This is a genomic window from Corynebacterium sp. KPL2680, from assembly GCF_040225675.1.
Lineage (GTDB): Bacteria > Actinomycetota > Actinomycetes > Mycobacteriales > Mycobacteriaceae > Corynebacterium > Corynebacterium rhinophilum.
On record NZ_JBEHFM010000003.1, the window covers coordinates 32,730 to 47,722 of the forward strand.

At 59.1% G+C, this 14,993-nt stretch carries 13 protein-coding genes; 5 read left to right on the plus strand and 8 right to left on the minus strand.

The window, feature by feature from the left end:
• Window positions 1-94 precede the first annotated feature (94 nt).
• Complete coding sequence (locus tag ABRP66_RS02340; protein WP_284769865.1) at window positions 95-994, plus strand: ABC transporter ATP-binding protein; 900 nt, start codon at window positions 95-97, stop codon at window positions 992-994.
• A gap of 18 nt (window positions 995-1,012) precedes the next feature.
• Window positions 1,013-2,167: an ABC transporter permease gene (locus ABRP66_RS02345; RefSeq protein ID WP_284782545.1), complete on the plus strand. Its 1,155-nt coding sequence runs from the start codon at window positions 1,013-1,015 to the stop codon at window positions 2,165-2,167.
• Between the two features lie 57 nt (window positions 2,168-2,224).
• Here ABRP66_RS02345 and ABRP66_RS02350 read toward each other — a convergent pair whose 3' ends face one another.
• The 7 genes from ABRP66_RS02350 to ABRP66_RS02380 all read right to left on the minus strand — a co-directional run bounded on the left by ABRP66_RS02350 (window position 2,225) and on the right by ABRP66_RS02380 (window position 10,875).
• Window positions 2,225-2,428: a hypothetical protein gene (locus ABRP66_RS02350; RefSeq protein ID WP_005282344.1), complete on the minus strand. Its 204-nt coding sequence runs from the start codon at window positions 2,426-2,428 to the stop codon at window positions 2,225-2,227.
• Window positions 2,429-2,500: 72 nt separating this feature from the next.
• A complete protein-coding gene (locus ABRP66_RS02355; protein ID WP_284782544.1) occupies window positions 2,501-2,821 on the minus strand; it encodes a molecular chaperone GrpE in 321 nt (106 codons plus the stop codon).
• Window positions 2,808-3,314 (minus strand): MarR family winged helix-turn-helix transcriptional regulator, encoded by a 507-nt coding sequence (locus ABRP66_RS02360; RefSeq protein ID WP_023026318.1) that lies wholly within the window; start codon window positions 3,312-3,314, stop codon window positions 2,808-2,810. The genes ABRP66_RS02355 and ABRP66_RS02360 overlap by 14 nt, the downstream gene beginning before the upstream one ends.
• Window positions 3,315-3,319: 5 nt before the next feature.
• Window positions 3,320-5,908, minus strand: a complete 2,589-nt coding sequence (locus tag ABRP66_RS02365; protein WP_349838287.1) for an AAA family ATPase — start codon at window positions 5,906-5,908, stop codon at window positions 3,320-3,322.
• A 5-nt stretch (window positions 5,909-5,913) separates the two neighbouring features.
• The gene (locus ABRP66_RS02370; protein WP_284769869.1) at window positions 5,914-7,029 is read right to left on the minus strand and encodes a metallophosphoesterase family protein; all 1,116 of its coding nucleotides are present in this window, start codon (window positions 7,027-7,029) and stop codon (window positions 5,914-5,916) included.
• Window positions 7,030-7,031: 2 nt separating this feature from the next.
• Window positions 7,032-7,853, minus strand: coding sequence for an SWIM zinc finger family protein (locus ABRP66_RS02375; RefSeq protein WP_284769870.1), 822 nt, complete (start codon window positions 7,851-7,853; stop codon window positions 7,032-7,034).
• Window positions 7,854-7,857: 4 nt separating this feature from the next.
• On the minus strand, window positions 7,858-10,875 hold the full coding sequence (locus ABRP66_RS02380) for a DEAD/DEAH box helicase (protein WP_502879901.1): 3,018 nt from the start codon (window positions 10,873-10,875) through the stop codon (window positions 7,858-7,860).
• A 180-nt stretch (window positions 10,876-11,055) separates the two neighbouring features.
• Here ABRP66_RS02380 and putP point away from each other — a divergent pair, with 180 nt between their 5' ends.
• Genes putP through ABRP66_RS02395 form a run of 3 tightly spaced genes read left to right on the plus strand, consistent with a single transcriptional unit; the run spans window position 11,056 to window position 13,728 of the window.
• Complete coding sequence (gene putP, locus ABRP66_RS02385) at window positions 11,056-12,627, plus strand: sodium/proline symporter PutP (RefSeq protein WP_349838289.1); 1,572 nt, start codon at window positions 11,056-11,058, stop codon at window positions 12,625-12,627.
• 34 nt (window positions 12,628-12,661) lie between these two features.
• Window positions 12,662-13,228, plus strand: a complete 567-nt coding sequence (locus ABRP66_RS02390; protein WP_284769873.1) for an HNH endonuclease family protein — start codon at window positions 12,662-12,664, stop codon at window positions 13,226-13,228.
• A gap of 56 nt (window positions 13,229-13,284) precedes the next feature.
• Complete coding sequence (locus ABRP66_RS02395) at window positions 13,285-13,728, plus strand: DUF2269 domain-containing protein (RefSeq protein WP_284851556.1); 444 nt, start codon at window positions 13,285-13,287, stop codon at window positions 13,726-13,728.
• Window positions 13,729-13,736: 8 nt separating this feature from the next.
• Here ABRP66_RS02395 and ABRP66_RS02400 read toward each other — a convergent pair whose 3' ends face one another.
• Window positions 13,737-14,651 (minus strand): HNH endonuclease signature motif containing protein, encoded by a 915-nt coding sequence (locus ABRP66_RS02400; protein ID WP_284853502.1) that lies wholly within the window; start codon window positions 14,649-14,651, stop codon window positions 13,737-13,739.
• Window positions 14,652-14,993: the final 342 nt, after the last annotated feature.

Here is a 14,993-nt window from a genome sequence, read left to right on the forward strand (position 1 = left end):
TGGATTCCATAGCCAAACTGTTAGGTTTATGAAATACTAAGGTATCTAGAACCACGAAAGTTATGCAGTATAGGCGAGCCATGGAGGATCCCCCTTGCCCACCTTAGAAATCGACCATCTCAATAAATCTTTTGGCAGTGTCCGCGCGCTGCGGGATATGACCTTTAGCGTGCAGGAGGGCGAGATCTTCGGCTTCGTCGGTTCCAATGGCGCGGGCAAGTCCACCACCATGCGCATCGCCCTTGGCGTACTCGCGAAAGACTCCGGCGAAGTTTATTTCGATGGCTCCCCCATTAATGACGATAACCGCCGCCGCATTGGCTATATGCCCGAAGAGCGCGGACTCTACGGCAAGGAACCGCTGCTTAGCCAGCTGACGTTCCTGGGCACCCTGCACGGCATGAGCAAGCAGGCCGCCCAGAAATCCGGCACGGAGCTACTGGAGCAGCTAGGGCTAGGTGAACGCCAGAAAGACAAGCTGGATGACTTGTCCTTGGGCAACCAGCAGCGCGTGCAGCTGGCCGCCTCCCTCATCCATGACCCCGATATGTTGATTCTGGATGAGCCCTTTTCCGGCTTGGACCCCGTTGCGGTCAATGTCATGTCTGACATGCTGCGCGAGCGCGCCGCCCGCGGTGTGCCGGTCATCTTTTCCTCCCACCAACTGGACTTGGTGCAGCGCCTGTGCGATCACGTGGGCATCGTCACGCAAGGCCGCATGGTGGCAGAAGGCACGGTAGACGAGCTGCGCACCCAAGGCGCCTCGCGCTATGCGGTGGAAACCCCTGCTCGCGGTTGGTACCCGGAGGGCACCCACTTGGTAGAGGAAACAGATAAGGGCGTTGTGCTCGAAGCCGATGCCGGCACCGATGACCAAGCCATCTTGCGCGCTGCCATGGCCGCTGGCCCTGTCCACTCCTTCGGCCTCAAGGTCCCCGACCTTACCGAGCTTTTCCAAGACGTCGTCACCAGCACCACCACCGAGGAGGCCTAGCCCATGCAGTATTCGGCAATGAAGACCATAGGGACCGTCGCCAAGCGCGAAATGGCGGTTGCCCTTAAGACCAAATCCGTTGTCATCATGATGCTGCTGCTTATCATTGGTGCCATCGCCACCCCCATTATCATTGACTTGCTGTCCGGTGGTGACGATGAACCAGATTCCGTCGCCGTGGTGGGCATGGAGGCAGACGCATTCGCTGATTCCGGGCTGGAGGCCCAGGCCGCCGATGACCGGGATGGCGCGGTGCAGCTTATCGATGCCGGCGATGTCGACGCCGCGCTCGTGCCCGCCGGCGACGAGGGGTGGGAGCTTTTGGCCAACGGCACTGCCTCCACCACCATCTCCACCACGGTCAATCAGGTGGTCGCAGCGCAGGCGCAGGCAGAGGCCTTAAATACGCTGAATATTGATGCCCAAGAGCTTGCCGCCGCCACCCCATCAGCCGAAGTGACCGCGGTCGATCTGGAAGCCGATGAGACTTCCGAGGCCCAGATGGGCACCGTTGCCATTGTCCTTATCGCCTCCATGGTGGTGGTCTTTTCCATCATGACCTTCGCCGGGCTCATCGGCGGCCGCGTTACAGAAGAGAAATCCTCGCGCGTGGTCGAAATCATCCTGTCCACGGTGCGCCCGGTGGATTTCTTGGCCGGCAAGGTCATTGGCAATACCATCATCGGGCTGCTCGGCACCTTCCTCATCCTGGACGGCGGCGTGGCCTCCCTGGCATTTACTGGCGCAGCGAGCGAAATCCAGCTCGATTATGGCCTAATCGCTGCCCTGCTCGTCGGGGAAATCCTCGGCCTCCTGTTCTTCGGCAGTCTCTATGCCGCAGCCGGGTCCATGGTGCAGCGCACCGAGGATCTGCAATCGACGCAGACGCCCATCCTGCTCCTCGTCTTTGCCACCATGTATATCACCATGTTTGGCTGGACGAACTTGGATGCCACCTGGATGCAGGTCATGGGCTGGGTGCCGCCAGTCTCCATGTTGGTCGCTCCCCTCCAAGTCGCGAGCGGCAATATGAGCTGGCTGGGCTTAACGGGAAGCTATGCGGTCCTCGCTGTAGTTACCGTGCTGATTCTCATCGTTGTTGCGCGCATCTACCGCCGCGCCATCTTGAATAATGGCAAGAAGATGACCTGGCGCCAGGTGCTCAAGAAATAAAAATAAGTCCGGCCTCCCACTTTCTAAGGGGAGGCCGGATTGTTCTACTGCGCAGGATTACTCAACGATGAATTCGTTGGTGATCGGCTGGGTGATATCCAAGGTGCCGTGCTCGATGTAGTACATGCCAAAGAACATGGCGCCAACCAGCACTAGGGCTAGCAGCATGCAGGGGATCCACTGGACAAAAACGGAAACCCAGCCCTCGGATTGCTGGCGGGCCGCCGCCTCGCGTTGTTCTTGAGCCTCGCGCTCGTTCATAATGATAAAACCTCTCGCTTCACCGAAGATTAACTAAAAGTATCTTAACAGTTTATGGTCTCCGCGGTGGCATTAGATCCCTGGATCTTCATCATTCAATAAAGCCTCGAGGAACGCCTCGCGGTCCGCGAACATTTTCTCGATGTCCTCTTCCGCGCCCATGATCCAGGCATCGGCATCCTCATCAAAGGTCACCGCGGAATCGGGATAGGCTTCTAAGGCTTCTTCCATCGCGGCAATCTGATCGGCATCGGCGCGATCCTCGGCAAAGGCCTCCGGATCACCAATGCGCTGGCCCAGCTCGCCCAAGGCCGTCAAGCCATACGTTTTATACTGCTTTTTAGGGTGCTCGAAAAGTTCTTGTCCCATCATGGCGGTATTATTTTCCTCCATTCAATAAAGAATCCGGGACGAATCCCGAATAGCCGGGGATGTTATTGACCTGCAATACCCCATGGAAAAAGCGCTTGAGTGCGGGAACGTCATCCTCGTGGAGGTGGTCGAAGACCAAACGGCGGACGGATTCCACGTGCTCGGGGGCCGCGCGCTCGAGGTGGTGGAGCCCTGCCTCCGTGATATGCACGTTGACCCCGCGGCCATCATCGGTGGTTTTTTCTTTAACCAAGAGCCCGCGCTTTTCCATGCGGGTGACCTGGTGGGAGGCGCGCGAGCGATCCCAGGCGAGCTCCGTGCACAGGTCGCGCAAACGCAGGTGCTGATCTGGGGCTTCCGAAAGGGATACCAAGACCGCGAACTCGGAGACGGAGATCTCCCCGCCAGCCTTGAGCGTCTCGTCCATGCCCCTATCTATCTTGCGGGTCGCGGCCAGTAATAGGCGCCATAGCTCCTGTTCATCATCGTTTAACCAGCGGGTTTGTTCAGACATAAGGACTAGATTACCTCCTTCAGCGTGGCGATGTCGCGCTCGCTGCGCCCAGGCACCCGGGAATAGCGCTGCGGCATGCAGGTAAAGACCAAAACCTGGTTCTCGCGGCCTACCTGTGAGAACAAAGTGGACATGAGTTGCAGGCGGTGCGCGTCGGTAGAACCCAGCGCGTCATCGACGATGACCGGCACGGTTTCCTCCCCCGCCACCAAGCGCGCGATGGCAAAGCGGGTAAGGATGGCCAGCTGCTCGCGCGCGCCTCCAGACAGGCTGGTTATGGCCACCGTTTCATTATCGCGGGTGCGTGCGGTGACGGAAAGATCATCTGCCAGTTCAAAGCTGATGTCCCCGCCGTAGATGGTGCGGGCCAGCTGGGCGAGTGCCGCCACGAAGGGCTCGGCATAACGCTGGCGCGCGGCATCGCGGTGTTTGAGCAGCAGCTCGCGCAGGTAGCGTGCCGCCAGCGCGCGCTTTTTCACGCTTTCTAGCACTGCCTGCGCCATTTCTGCTTCCGCTTGCGCCTGCTGCTCGCGCTCTGCCGCGCCGGAGTGATAATTAATCTCGCTCGACAGCTTGCCCAGTTCCACCTTGGAATCTTGCACCTGATTTTGCAGGTACTCCAGGTGCGATTGCGCGCCCTCCACCAAGCTCTGAGCGGTGGCTAGGTCCACGGCCTCCATCTCAGATAGCTGTTCCTGCATTCGGGTTACCAGCGCACCCAGCCGCTCCGCTTCTCCTTCCAAACCAGCATCGGAGGTTTTCTCCCGCGCTTCGGTCAGCTCGCGCTCGGCGCGCTCGGCCTTCTCGGTGGCGGCCGCGAGCTCGGCCTCCAAGCGCACCACGTCGTGGGCGATGCGGCTATCGCGGAAGGGAATAAGCTCGCGGTCGAGGGCATCGACAAGCTCGCGCGCCTCTTCCTCCGTTTCTTCTGCAGCGGATAAATCCATGACCGGGGCATCATCGAGCCCGGCGACCTTCTCCTTCAGCGCCGCGTGTTGGGCGCGCAGTTCGCCCAAATCATCCGGCCCCAACTCGCTCTCGAGCTTGCGCGTGGCGGCATCCAACCCGGCATTCTGCTCGCTGTGTGCCTTGTACAGAGCTTCGGCGGCGGCGATGGATGCCACGCCGGTGGCATCGAAAAGCTCCTGCAGGCGCGTCTCGGCCTGATCCACCTCGCGCTGGGTCTTATCGGAAGAGTACGCACCGGCCACAAAGCGGGCGGTGATATCGCCGATGGTGATCTCGCGGCCATCGACAAGCTCAACTGCAGGCTGCTTGCCGATGTCCACCAGCTTCCCATCCACCCCAATCTCCGCGCCCTCGGGCCCGGAAAATTCCACCTTGGCGGCGGTGGCATCGTGCAGGCGCTTGGCCAAGCCGAGATCGGCATCCGCCTTGCGGAGTTCCTCGACATCCGCGGCGGTCATCTCGCGCCCGCGTTGGGCGATCTCCGCCTGAGCCTTCCCCACGCCACGTGCCAGTTCCTCTACCTTGAGCAGGCGCTTATCCAGGCGCTGAAAGGTCTCCTTGTCCTGATGCAGCCGCGCCTGCTTGAGCGTTGTGCGCGCGGTGGCGTAGTCCTCTTTGGCGGTAGCCAGCTTCTTTTCCACCGCCTCTTTATTCTCGTTTTCCTCCGCGGCCTTCTCGCGGGCGGTCGCAAGTTTATCCGCGGCGCTCGACTTTGCGGTGCCAGCGGCCTCGAGCGCCTCGGCCATCTCCTGGCGCTTAGACTGCGCATCCTTCGCGCGCTGGAAATCCTCCTTGGCGCGGGTGAGCTCGGCCTTGTGCGCATCCACCTGGTGCTGGGCCTGCACGGCTTCGTCCGCGGCAGCTTGCTTCTCGGCAAGGTCCTGGCGGGCCCCGGGAAGCTGCGCTTCGGCTTCTTCTTGCTGGTGTTCCAGGTGCTCGTAGCGCTCCACCACGGAATCGAGCCCGCGCACCGCAGCGGTTGCTTCCTCCAGCTCTTGCTCGGCACGCTCCAAGGTCTCCTGGGCCTTTTTATACCCGCCGGCTGCCTTGCCCGTCTTTTCGGTGTAGTAGCGCTTGTATTCCTTATCTACCTTGCCCAAAAGCTGGGAATCATCGCCGGATACCTCGTCCTCTGCCAGGCCGGACTCCTGCTCGAGGGCCTGTGTTAACGAGGGAATGCCCACTGCAGAGATAGCGTCATTGGAGTCATCCTGGCGCATAAAGAGGACATCAAGAAGCTGGCGATCCATGTTCTCGCTTAAGATCCGTTCCAGCTCGTCATCGGCCTGGCGGCCTGTATATTGTGCGTGGCGCGGGGACGAGATGGCCAGCTCACAGTACTTCTTCTGCAGCCAGCGCTTGGCAATGCGAAAGCGGTATTCCCCCACGGAAATATCCGCAATGACCTCCGGCGATACGTCCTTGCCCACCGGCTGCAGATCCCGGATACCGCTGGGGCGCGCCGTGTGCTTTTCCGTCAGCACCACATCGAGGGCCTCCACGATGGTGGATTTACCGGCCTCGTTCTCGCCGTGAATGACCACCACCCCGGTTTCTGGAAGGTCATCCAACACTAAATGCTCGATGCCGCGGACATTTTTAATTTCTAAGCTGTGGATGCGCATGTGGTTTATCCTTCCAAGCGAAATAGCAGGTTGGCGGCGTCGCGGGCCACCGGATCCTCGCGGTTTTCCAGCAGCTCTTGCAGGGCGTCGGCGGCATAGCCGGAAATGTCCAGGTTGGCTAGTTCGTCTTCGCTAGGCTCCAAGAACAGGTCCATGGTTCGCTCGCGCGGGCGCAGCGAGGCAAAGACCGCCTCCAACTCATCCAGCCCGCGCTGCAGCTGGGCGTGCGCCGCAATGCCAAGGGTCCCTTGCAGGCTGTATTTAATCGCCGTGCGCACCTTATCCGGGTACTCTTCCAAGCTGCGCAGGAAGCGCTCGACATCCTCGGTGGAATTGACGGAGGCATCGAGGGCTTCAAACGTCCAGCGCCCGATGCTGCGCTTATCGATGTCTATGTCTTCCCCCTCAATCCTTACCACCAGCGCGTTCCCGGAATCGGCCTCGCCGCCACCGGTGGAGCATTCCTTAAAGTCCGTGGTCTCCGGGCTCCCAGAGAACCAGACGCGGCCGGTCTTTCCCAGGCTGGCCGTCGAGTGGGTATCGCCCAGCGCCAAGTAATTGATCACCCCACGCTCCAAGCACTGCTCTACGAATTCCAGGTCGATGGTATCGGCATCTCCCCCGCTAGTACGCGAATCCACCTGTCCATGGCCCACAGCAATCCGGATTCCCTCCGTGGGTTCGAGCGGCTCCAAGGCCTGGCGCACCAAGTCGTGGTTGGCGCGTTTGGACAAGTACGGCGCCCCCACCAATTCCACGCCCTTGCCCACCGCGATGGGTTCTGAATCCGCGATGACGTGCACGTTATCCGCGCTGGTGCGATAAAATACCGAGTCCGCGACCAGCGGATCGTGGTTTCCCGGCAGCACATACACCGGCACGGGCAAGCGCTTAAACATCTCGGTAGCGCGGGCCAAAATTTCTCGGGAGAGCGCATTGTGTTCAAATACATCGCCCGCCACGACGATGAACTGCGCGCCGACCTCCTCCGCGAGCTGGCCTAGGTGCATGATGGCGGACTCGCGGTCATCGTTGAAACGACCTTGCGCCTCCCCCTTCAAGAACCAGCGGGTCATTCCCAGCTGGAAGTCGGACGTGTGGATAAAGGTCGTTGCAATCATAATCAGTGCGTTAAGTGGTAGTAGAGGTCTTCAATATCGGACACGGCCCGCAAGAGGTCAATATTGGTATGCGATACGGCCCGCAGGGCCTTGCGCAAGAGGTCCGGATCGGAATCTTCCAGCGCTGGGGCAACCTTGGGGTGCGGCAGTTTAGGCATCTCGCGGCCATTCCAGAACACGTCGTTCTTTTCTTCCGCGGATAAATCGCTAGCTCCAAAGCTTTCTCGAGAGACCTGCTGCGATTGCTCCATGACGGCCTTTTCCAAGCGCGCAAAGTCCAGCCCGCGCATATTGAAAATCACGGCGGGATCCGCATCCGCGCGGGTGGCGAGCCTATCTCCCACCGCCACGATGTGCTTGCAGGCATACGCGGAATCCGGGCAGGTGCAGGATAGCCGCAGATCTTCGACCTCGCTGGCAAACAAGGTATCCAGCGCTTCCTCAGACAACAGGCCCTTGCGCGCATTCGCTACGGAATTCGGCGTGCGCGCGAATTGGCCGGCGAGTGCCGCAATATCGTCATTATCGCGGTACGGCAGCTGGATGAGTACGGAAAAAGGCTCGTTCTGGGAACCGGCCACGCGCCCATGGATGGCACCGTTGCGGATCTCCAAGCCAACGACGTGACCGCCTTCGGCGTACTGGCGCCCGCGGGTAATCCGTCCCCGGTCCGCATCATGGCTGGTAAAGGAAGAAATCCGGGCTGCGGTCTTGGACAGTAGCCGCCCGCTGCGGTCAACATGGTTGACCTCATCCGGGGTGCTCACGCGCTTGCGGGTACCAAAGTTTGCGTAGATGACATTGTCATCGCCCTTAACGGCCATCCGCTTACTCCTTTCCCCGGTAACTCATGAGCTCTGCCAGCTGGTCCGGCTCCAATTCCGTGAGCCAGCCCTCGCCTTCGCCGACGACGGAACCAGCCAGCTGCGTCTTTCCATCCAAAATGTCTTGAATGGATTCTTCCAACGTGCCAGCGGTAATCATCTTATACACCTGCACGTTACGGCGCTGACCAATACGGAAGGCGCGGTCCGTGGCTTGGTTTTCCACCGCGGGGTTCCACCAGCGGTCCATGTGCACCACGATCGATGCCGCAGTTAGGTTGAGGCCCGTGCCGCCCGCCTTGAGCGAAAGGATCATCGCCTGTGGGCCATCATCGGCTTGGAAGTCCTCCACCATCTGGTCGCGCTTATTCTTCGTCACCCCGCCGTGCAGGAAGGGAATCTCATGGCCCAGCTGCCCGCTCAGGTAGGGCTGCAGGATAGCCCCGAAGGCCTTGTATTGCGTAAAGATCAGCAGGCGCTCGCCGGATTCGGTAGCGGCATCGACAATCCGCATCAGCTCCTTCACCTTGCCCGAGCGGTGCTTGCCCTTGATAACCACCGGTGAATCATCCCCCAGGTAATGCGCCGGGTGATTGCAGATCTGCTTAATGCGCGTCAGCGAGGCCAAGACGATGCCGCGCTTGCTGATGCCCGTAGCATCCTCCAAGCTCTTCTTCACCTCATTGACCAGCGCTTTGTACAGCGCGGCCTGCTCGGTGGTCATGGATACGGTAAGAATCTGCTCGGACTTTTCCGGCAGATCATCGATGATATTGGGATCGGTCTTGACGCGGCGCAGGATGAGAGGCGCGGTCAGCGCGCGCAGGCGCTCGGACATCTCCTCATCATTATTGCGCTCGATGGCCTTGGCAAAGTGATTGCGGAAAAAGGACGCCGTGCCCAAAATCCCTGGGTTACAAAAGTCCAAGATGGACCGCATCTCGGACAGGCGGTTTTCCACCGGCGTACCGGTCAGCGCCACGCGGTGTTCAGACGGCAGCGATCGCACCGCCTTGGAGGAACGCGTGGCCGAGTTCTTAATGGCCTGCGCCTCATCCAGAACCACCCGCTGCCAAGACACCTCGCCCAAGAGGTTAAAGTCCCGGCTCACGGTGCCATAGGTAGTAATGACCAGATCGGCTTTCGCGGCGGCCTCGAGGAACTTCTCCCCGCTCGGCCGCCCCGCGCCGTGTTGCACCATGACCTCGAAATCCGGCACGAAGCGACGCGCCTCGCGAGCCCAGTTACCTACCACGGAAGTCGGTGCGACGACCAAGGTGGGCCCGGTTTGTTCACCGCGCTCCTTCTCCACCGCCAAAAGGGACAGTAGTTGGAGTGTTTTGCCGAGCCCCATGTCATCGGCAAGCACGGCACCAATATTATTGCGCGACATCCAATACAGCCAGTCCACGCCCGTGCGCTGATACTCGCGCAGCTCTGCATGTACGGTCTCCGGAATGTCCACCCGCTTAGGCGCAACCGTATCCATACCGCCAAGCAACGCGGTATGCCACGTGCTGCCGGTAAATTCGATCGGCTCTTGGGCCATAGACTCAAGCGCCAGCTCCCGCAGCTCCGCCACCGTGACTTGGTGCTCACTCTTCTCGTTGAACTCCGCGCGGCGATGCTCGACCTCCGCCATGAGCTGCTGCCAGCCCGGCTCACCTAGTTTCTTGGCCATCTCCGCCGAGGCCGCCAGCTGCTCGAGCTCTTTCTTGGCGCGCTCGCGGGACTTATCCGCCAGCTCCTCCATATAGGACGAGACCTTGGATACGACCTGGGTATCGGCCATGACCCACTTGCCGCGCAGCTGAATGAGCCCGGACTTGGAATTGACCAGCTCGTCCATCTCGGACTCGGTAAGCTCCACATCGCCCACGGACATGCGCCAGTTATAGTCCACGAGCTGATTCATGCCGATGTGCTTCTTCGTGGCGGCCTCGGCCGGGTCCCTGGCCTCACGGGTTTCCAGCTTGGCCTTGGTATCCATCTGCGCCCACGATTTGGGCAGCATGACGGTAATGCCCCGCTTTTTCAGCTCGGGCACCTCGTGCGCAATAAACTGCGTGAGCTGTTCCGTGTCCAGGTAGACATCCCAATCGCCGTCGCCGGGCTGGGGCAATTGCGTACTCTGGCCCAGGCTCGGTGCCGCATGCACGGCCTTGCGGTGGTTTTCGCGCAGCTTCTCGATGCTCGCCCTATCCAGCTCCTCCGCCGATACCGGCCGCGGCGAATCCGTTCCAGAGCGCACCCGCACACGAATCGGCCACGCTGCGTCTTCTGGATCCTGTTCTTCCGGTTCCTCCACGATGTAGACGAGTTGGAGTTCCACCTGGTAAATGGAATTTTTCCATTCATTGAGCCCACGCAGCAGTTGCGCGCGGCCGCGGCGGATAGGGGCCGTCGTCAGCAATGCGCGGGCGAAGTCGTGCCAAGGCATGGGCCGGGGCTCATTAAGCAGCGGCTGCAATTCCCGGTTGGCAATCCAATGCGTCAGTTCATCCGCTAGGTCATCTGAAAGGGCTCTATTATTTATATGGAGAATCCCGGGGGCCGCGGCCATCGTTTCTGCTAGCCAACCGCGCTCACCCAAACCCGAGGCCAGCTGCCACATGGGAAACCACTCGTTGGCCTGGTACGCCAACCGGAACGTCACCCTGCCCGCGCGGACAAACTTGCTCAGGCCACTATATGCGTGAATGAGCCAGTGCAGATCCGGGGCAATCGATGCCGGTGGATGATGATCCAGGTATTCCAGCTGGGCTAGGGCTTCTACTGCTTCTTCTGGGGCAAACATGGCCATGGGCACCATGAGCGAGACGTCTTTGCCCTTTGGAGTCCGTAGTGATACGCGCGCCCGGTTCCGGAAGGATTTCTTAGCCAGGATGGCATCAATTGCCTGCGGAAACGTCCCTTCCGGCACGGCCGAAGGCATAACAATCTTGTGCCCTTCTACCTGCTCAATCCATAGACCAAGCCCCGAAACCGGCAGCCAGAGGCCATGCACAAGGTAAGAAGCCATAACCGCCAGCATAGCAGCCCCGTATAGTTTTGTTACAAGCTCGTTATATTCACGTCTTTACGCAGTTAAACGGTGAAAAACATCACCAGAGATCTATGCCACAACTGAATTTTAGCTTGGGTGAACCTGAAGTCACCGTTAACGTAAGAATGTCCGACAAATCACTACAAGGAGTGAAACGTGCAAGAATCAACTTGGTACGTCATTGCGATGATTGTGTACTTCCTCGTAATGGCAGCCATTGGCTACTGGAGCTACAAACAAACCGACGAATATGACGATTATGTTTTGGGCGGCCGTGGCCTGCACCCATTCGTAGCTGCTCTCTCCGCCGGCGCATCTGATATGTCCGGCTGGCTGCTTATGGGTCTGCCTGGCGCGCTCTTCCTTTCCGGTTTTTCCGAGCTGTGGATGCCTATCGGCCTCCTTATCGGTGCATGGGCTAACTGGAAGTGGATTGCGCCACGTCTGCGCGCTTACTCGGAGGTTGCGGGCGATTCCATTACGGTCCCCTCCTTCTTCGAGAACCGTCTGCGCGATAAGTCGCGCTTGCTGCGTGTTATCTCCGCAGTTATCATTATCTTCTTCTTTACCTTCTACGTCTCTTCCGGCATGGTCTCCGGTGGTCGTTACTTCGAGTCCACCTTCGGTGGCGACTACATCACCGGTATGTTGGTCATCGCCGCAGTGACCATTTTCTACACCTTCATTGGTGGCTTCTTGGCTGTGTCCTACACCGATGCTATGCAGGGCATGCTGATGTTCGTCGCCCTGCTGATCGTGCCAATCATGGCGCTTTTCGCTCTTGACGATGCCGGCGCGATCTTCTCCTTCGCTACCGAAAACAGCTACGCCACCGATGGCGCACTCGAGCCAAACGATAACTACTTCTCTCTCTTCGCCGGTGTTTCCGCTGGTGTTATCGTTGGTAACGCCGCTTGGGGCCTTGGCTACTTTGGTCAGCCGCACATCATCGTGCGATTCATGGCGCTGCGTAAGCCTTCTGACGCCAAGCAGGGCCGTTTCTACGGCATCACTTGGATGGGTCTTTCCGTCATCGGCGCTATCTTCGTTGCGCTTACCGGTACTGTGTACTTCACCCAGTTCGGTGAGACCATCACTGACCAAGAGAACTTCGAGACCATCTTCTTGGATATGGCTCAGGCCATGATGCACCCATTGCCTGCTGGTTTCATCTTGACCGCAGTCTTGGCAGCGATCATGTCCACCATGTCCTCCCAGATGCTCGTGGTTTCCTCTTCCCTGATTGAGGACCTCTACCTCATCATCGCAAAGCGCAAGCCTGACGAGCGCATCCTGATTAACCTGTCCCGTACCGCCGTTGTGGCCATCGCGGTTATCGCCGCACTCCTGGCTATCAACCCGTCCGACTCCATTCTTGGCTTGGTCGGCTTCGCATGGGCTGGTTTCGGTTCCGCATTCGGTCCGCTCGTTATCCTGGCTCTGTACTGGAAGCGCCTCAACGCAACCGGTGCAATCGCCGGTATGGTCACCGGTGCAGTCGTCGCCATCGGTTGGGGCATGTCCCCGCTCGGCGATTCCCTCTACGAGATGGTTCCGGGCTTCTTCTCCGCACTCCTCGTTACCGTTCTGGTCACCTTGGCTACCAAGCAGCCAGACCAGGAGGTCTTGGACGAGTTCGAGGAAGCCGAGAAGCTTGCCAAGCTCGTTGAGAAGGACGACTCCCTGGACTTCGAGGAAGCAGCAGAAAAGGTTTCCGATAACAAGTAGGAACCTTCCCGCACCTCGCGGAGTCCAATAGGGCATGAAGTCCTATTATCTGGCCGCGCTATCATGCATAACCGCTCTCGTTATCGCATGGTATGCGTGGCCTTTTCCGCGTTTTGATGTCTCCACAGTGCCGGCTCGCGCGGAATTGCCGGGCTACGACCGCGACGAGTTCGGCGGCTGGCAGCCCAACGGCGCATGCACCACGCGTGAGGCCATCATGGAGAACCAAGCCAGCGAGGACTTCGCTGACTGCCGGCCACAATCCGGCACGATTTATGACCCCTACGCGGGTGAGATGATTTCAGCGACCTCCCCCATCGAGGTCGACCACATCTTCCCGCTTTCCGCCGCCTTTGACCTGGGGGCTGCAGAATGGGACCAAGACACCAAGATCCGCTTTGCTAACGATCCCCTCAATCTGGTGGCGACCAGCCGGGAGCTCAATCAGGAAAAGTCCGATTCCCTCCCCTCTGAGTGGCTCCCGCCCGCCAACCGCTGCGATTACTCGCGGCGCCTCGCAGAAATCGCCCGGAACTACGAGTTACCGTTGCCCCGCGCAGACGTGCGTGCAATGAGAAGGCAATGTCGGTTCGATTTCTAGCAGGGAAATTGATTAGGGTGAACAAGGCAACTTTTCTTAACTGAAGGGCATCCTCCATGACTACTTTGTTCATCTTCCTGCACGTGGCAGCGGCCATTGTTCTGCTTGGCCCCGTGTGCATTTCCACGTCCATCTACCAGACCCAGCTGCAGCGCGCAGCGCAGGGCGATAAGACGGCCCTCGGTGCCGCCCGCAACCTGCACAACATCACCAACACTTACGGCTACATTTCCGCGCTCGTGCCGGTCCTTGGCCTTGCTGTGTTCCTGTCTGATATCGAAACCTTCAAGAGCCAGGTCAACTTCCACATCGCCATCCTCGTGGCCATCATCGCGTGGTGCCTGCTCTTCTTCCTTATCCTTCCTAAGCAGCGCACGGCGCAGGCAGCCCTAGAGTCCGGCGATACCGCCAACCTGGGCTCCATTAAGAAGTCCTTGTCCGCTTTCGGCGGCGTCTTCAACCTCCTGTGGATCATCTGCCTTATCTTGATGTACATCTAGGAAGCCATTTACTCTTCGGGGACAGTGTCATCACTGTCCCCTTTTTCATGACTGGACTCCTCCCGAAGTTCTTCTTTTAGTTGCTGCGCATCTGCATGCGCATTCTCCCGCCGCTTCTGCGTCGCTTGCGCCACCGTCTGCGCCCACCTGCGGTTCTTCGGTGCTAGCGGTCCCCTCGCGGAGTCGTAGACCCACGTAGAGTCATCGAAAAGCCAGACGATGTCCCCGCTTATCGGGTCCTTGATATAAAACGCCCTCCCATCGGTCTTAATGTTGTGATGGTGCTGGCACAGGCAAGTGAGGTTTGCCGCCGAAGTCGGCCCGCCGTCTGCAAAGTCGTGCCGATGGTCCATCTGGGAAGTTACCGCCGGCCGCGTGCAGCCTGGCCACCGGCACGTGCCATCCAAGCCCTCTACAAACGCCCGGATATCCGGCGGCGTCACATAGTTGGGGCTCTCCGCCTGACCGGCCTTCTCCATATGCCTGGTCGTAGTCGCCCGAGCCTGTAGGTCATCCGCAGTCTCCGGAGATACCCAGCCCAAGTTCTGTACAAAGGCGGGTGCATCCGGCAGGTCGCAGCGATACACATTCAACACGACCTTGGCCTTTGCCTGCGCCTTTCCAGTCAGCAGCTCCACTGCGGCCTCAGCCATCGTGAGATCCTTTTCCGTAGCGATATCCCGAATATTGCGGTCAATTATCTCCGCGGTTTCTAACCCGACGTCCAGACAAACCGCAGCCCACTCCCCACCTGTAGGTTCAACGCTATAGGCTTGCTTGCGGCGCGGATCCCGCGCGGCAATAGAGGGATCGAGGCGCACAATAAGCTCGCGTAACTTGCGGCGGAGATTGCGGTGCGAGGGCAGCTTCTGATTGGGACGGGTTGGGGTTAAGTAGTTGGTCAGGACGTCATCGATGGTCAACTTCTTCTCCGCATCAATGGCGCCGAGTTTGGCTAGGGTTTGGTCAATCGTAATGAGTCGGTCTAAATCTAAATGGAAATGCTGTTCTTGCCGAGCGCGCAGCCGCGGCAGCTCTTTTAATCGCTCGAAGGCGAAAATAATATTCCTAATTCGGGACTGACGCGCCCCGGTTAAGTTAGACAGGGATTGGCTAATAATTTCGATATCATCATCTGGGTCAGGATGAAGCTTCTCCTAGAACTGGTATTCCACCTTCCTAATCTCCGTAGCTGCACGGGAGGTAGAATTTTCTGGATTGGTATTGGCATAATATGGCGCATTCATGGACTTTCTTTCGAGAGA

Bases quoted from the DNA above. Each gene is read 5' to 3' on its own strand.
- ABRP66_RS02345 (WP_284782545.1), top strand. From the start codon at position 1,013: ATGAAGACCATAGGGACCGTCGCCAAGCGCGAAATGGCGGTTGCCCTT.
- ABRP66_RS02350 (WP_005282344.1), bottom strand. From the start codon at position 2,428: ATGAACGAGCGCGAGGCTCAAGAACAACGCGAGGCGGCGGCCCGCCAG.
- ABRP66_RS02355 (WP_284782544.1), bottom strand. From the start codon at position 2,821: ATGGAGGAAAATAATACCGCCATGATGGGACAAGAACTTTTCGAGCAC.
- ABRP66_RS02360 (WP_023026318.1), bottom strand. From the start codon at position 3,314: ATGTCTGAACAAACCCGCTGGTTAAACGATGATGAACAGGAGCTATGG.
- ABRP66_RS02365 (WP_349838287.1), bottom strand. From the start codon at position 5,908: ATGCGCATCCACAGCTTAGAAATTAAAAATGTCCGCGGCATCGAGCAT.
- ABRP66_RS02370 (WP_284769869.1), bottom strand. From the start codon at position 7,029: ATGATTGCAACGACCTTTATCCACACGTCCGACTTCCAGCTGGGAATG.
- ABRP66_RS02375 (WP_284769870.1), bottom strand. From the start codon at position 7,853: ATGGCCGTTAAGGGCGATGACAATGTCATCTACGCAAACTTTGGTACC.
- ABRP66_RS02380 (WP_502879901.1), bottom strand. From the start codon at position 10,875: ATGGCTTCTTACCTTGTGCATGGCCTCTGGCTGCCGGTTTCGGGGCTT.
- ABRP66_RS02390 (WP_284769873.1), top strand. From the start codon at position 12,662: ATGAAGTCCTATTATCTGGCCGCGCTATCATGCATAACCGCTCTCGTT.
- ABRP66_RS02395 (WP_284851556.1), top strand. From the start codon at position 13,285: ATGACTACTTTGTTCATCTTCCTGCACGTGGCAGCGGCCATTGTTCTG.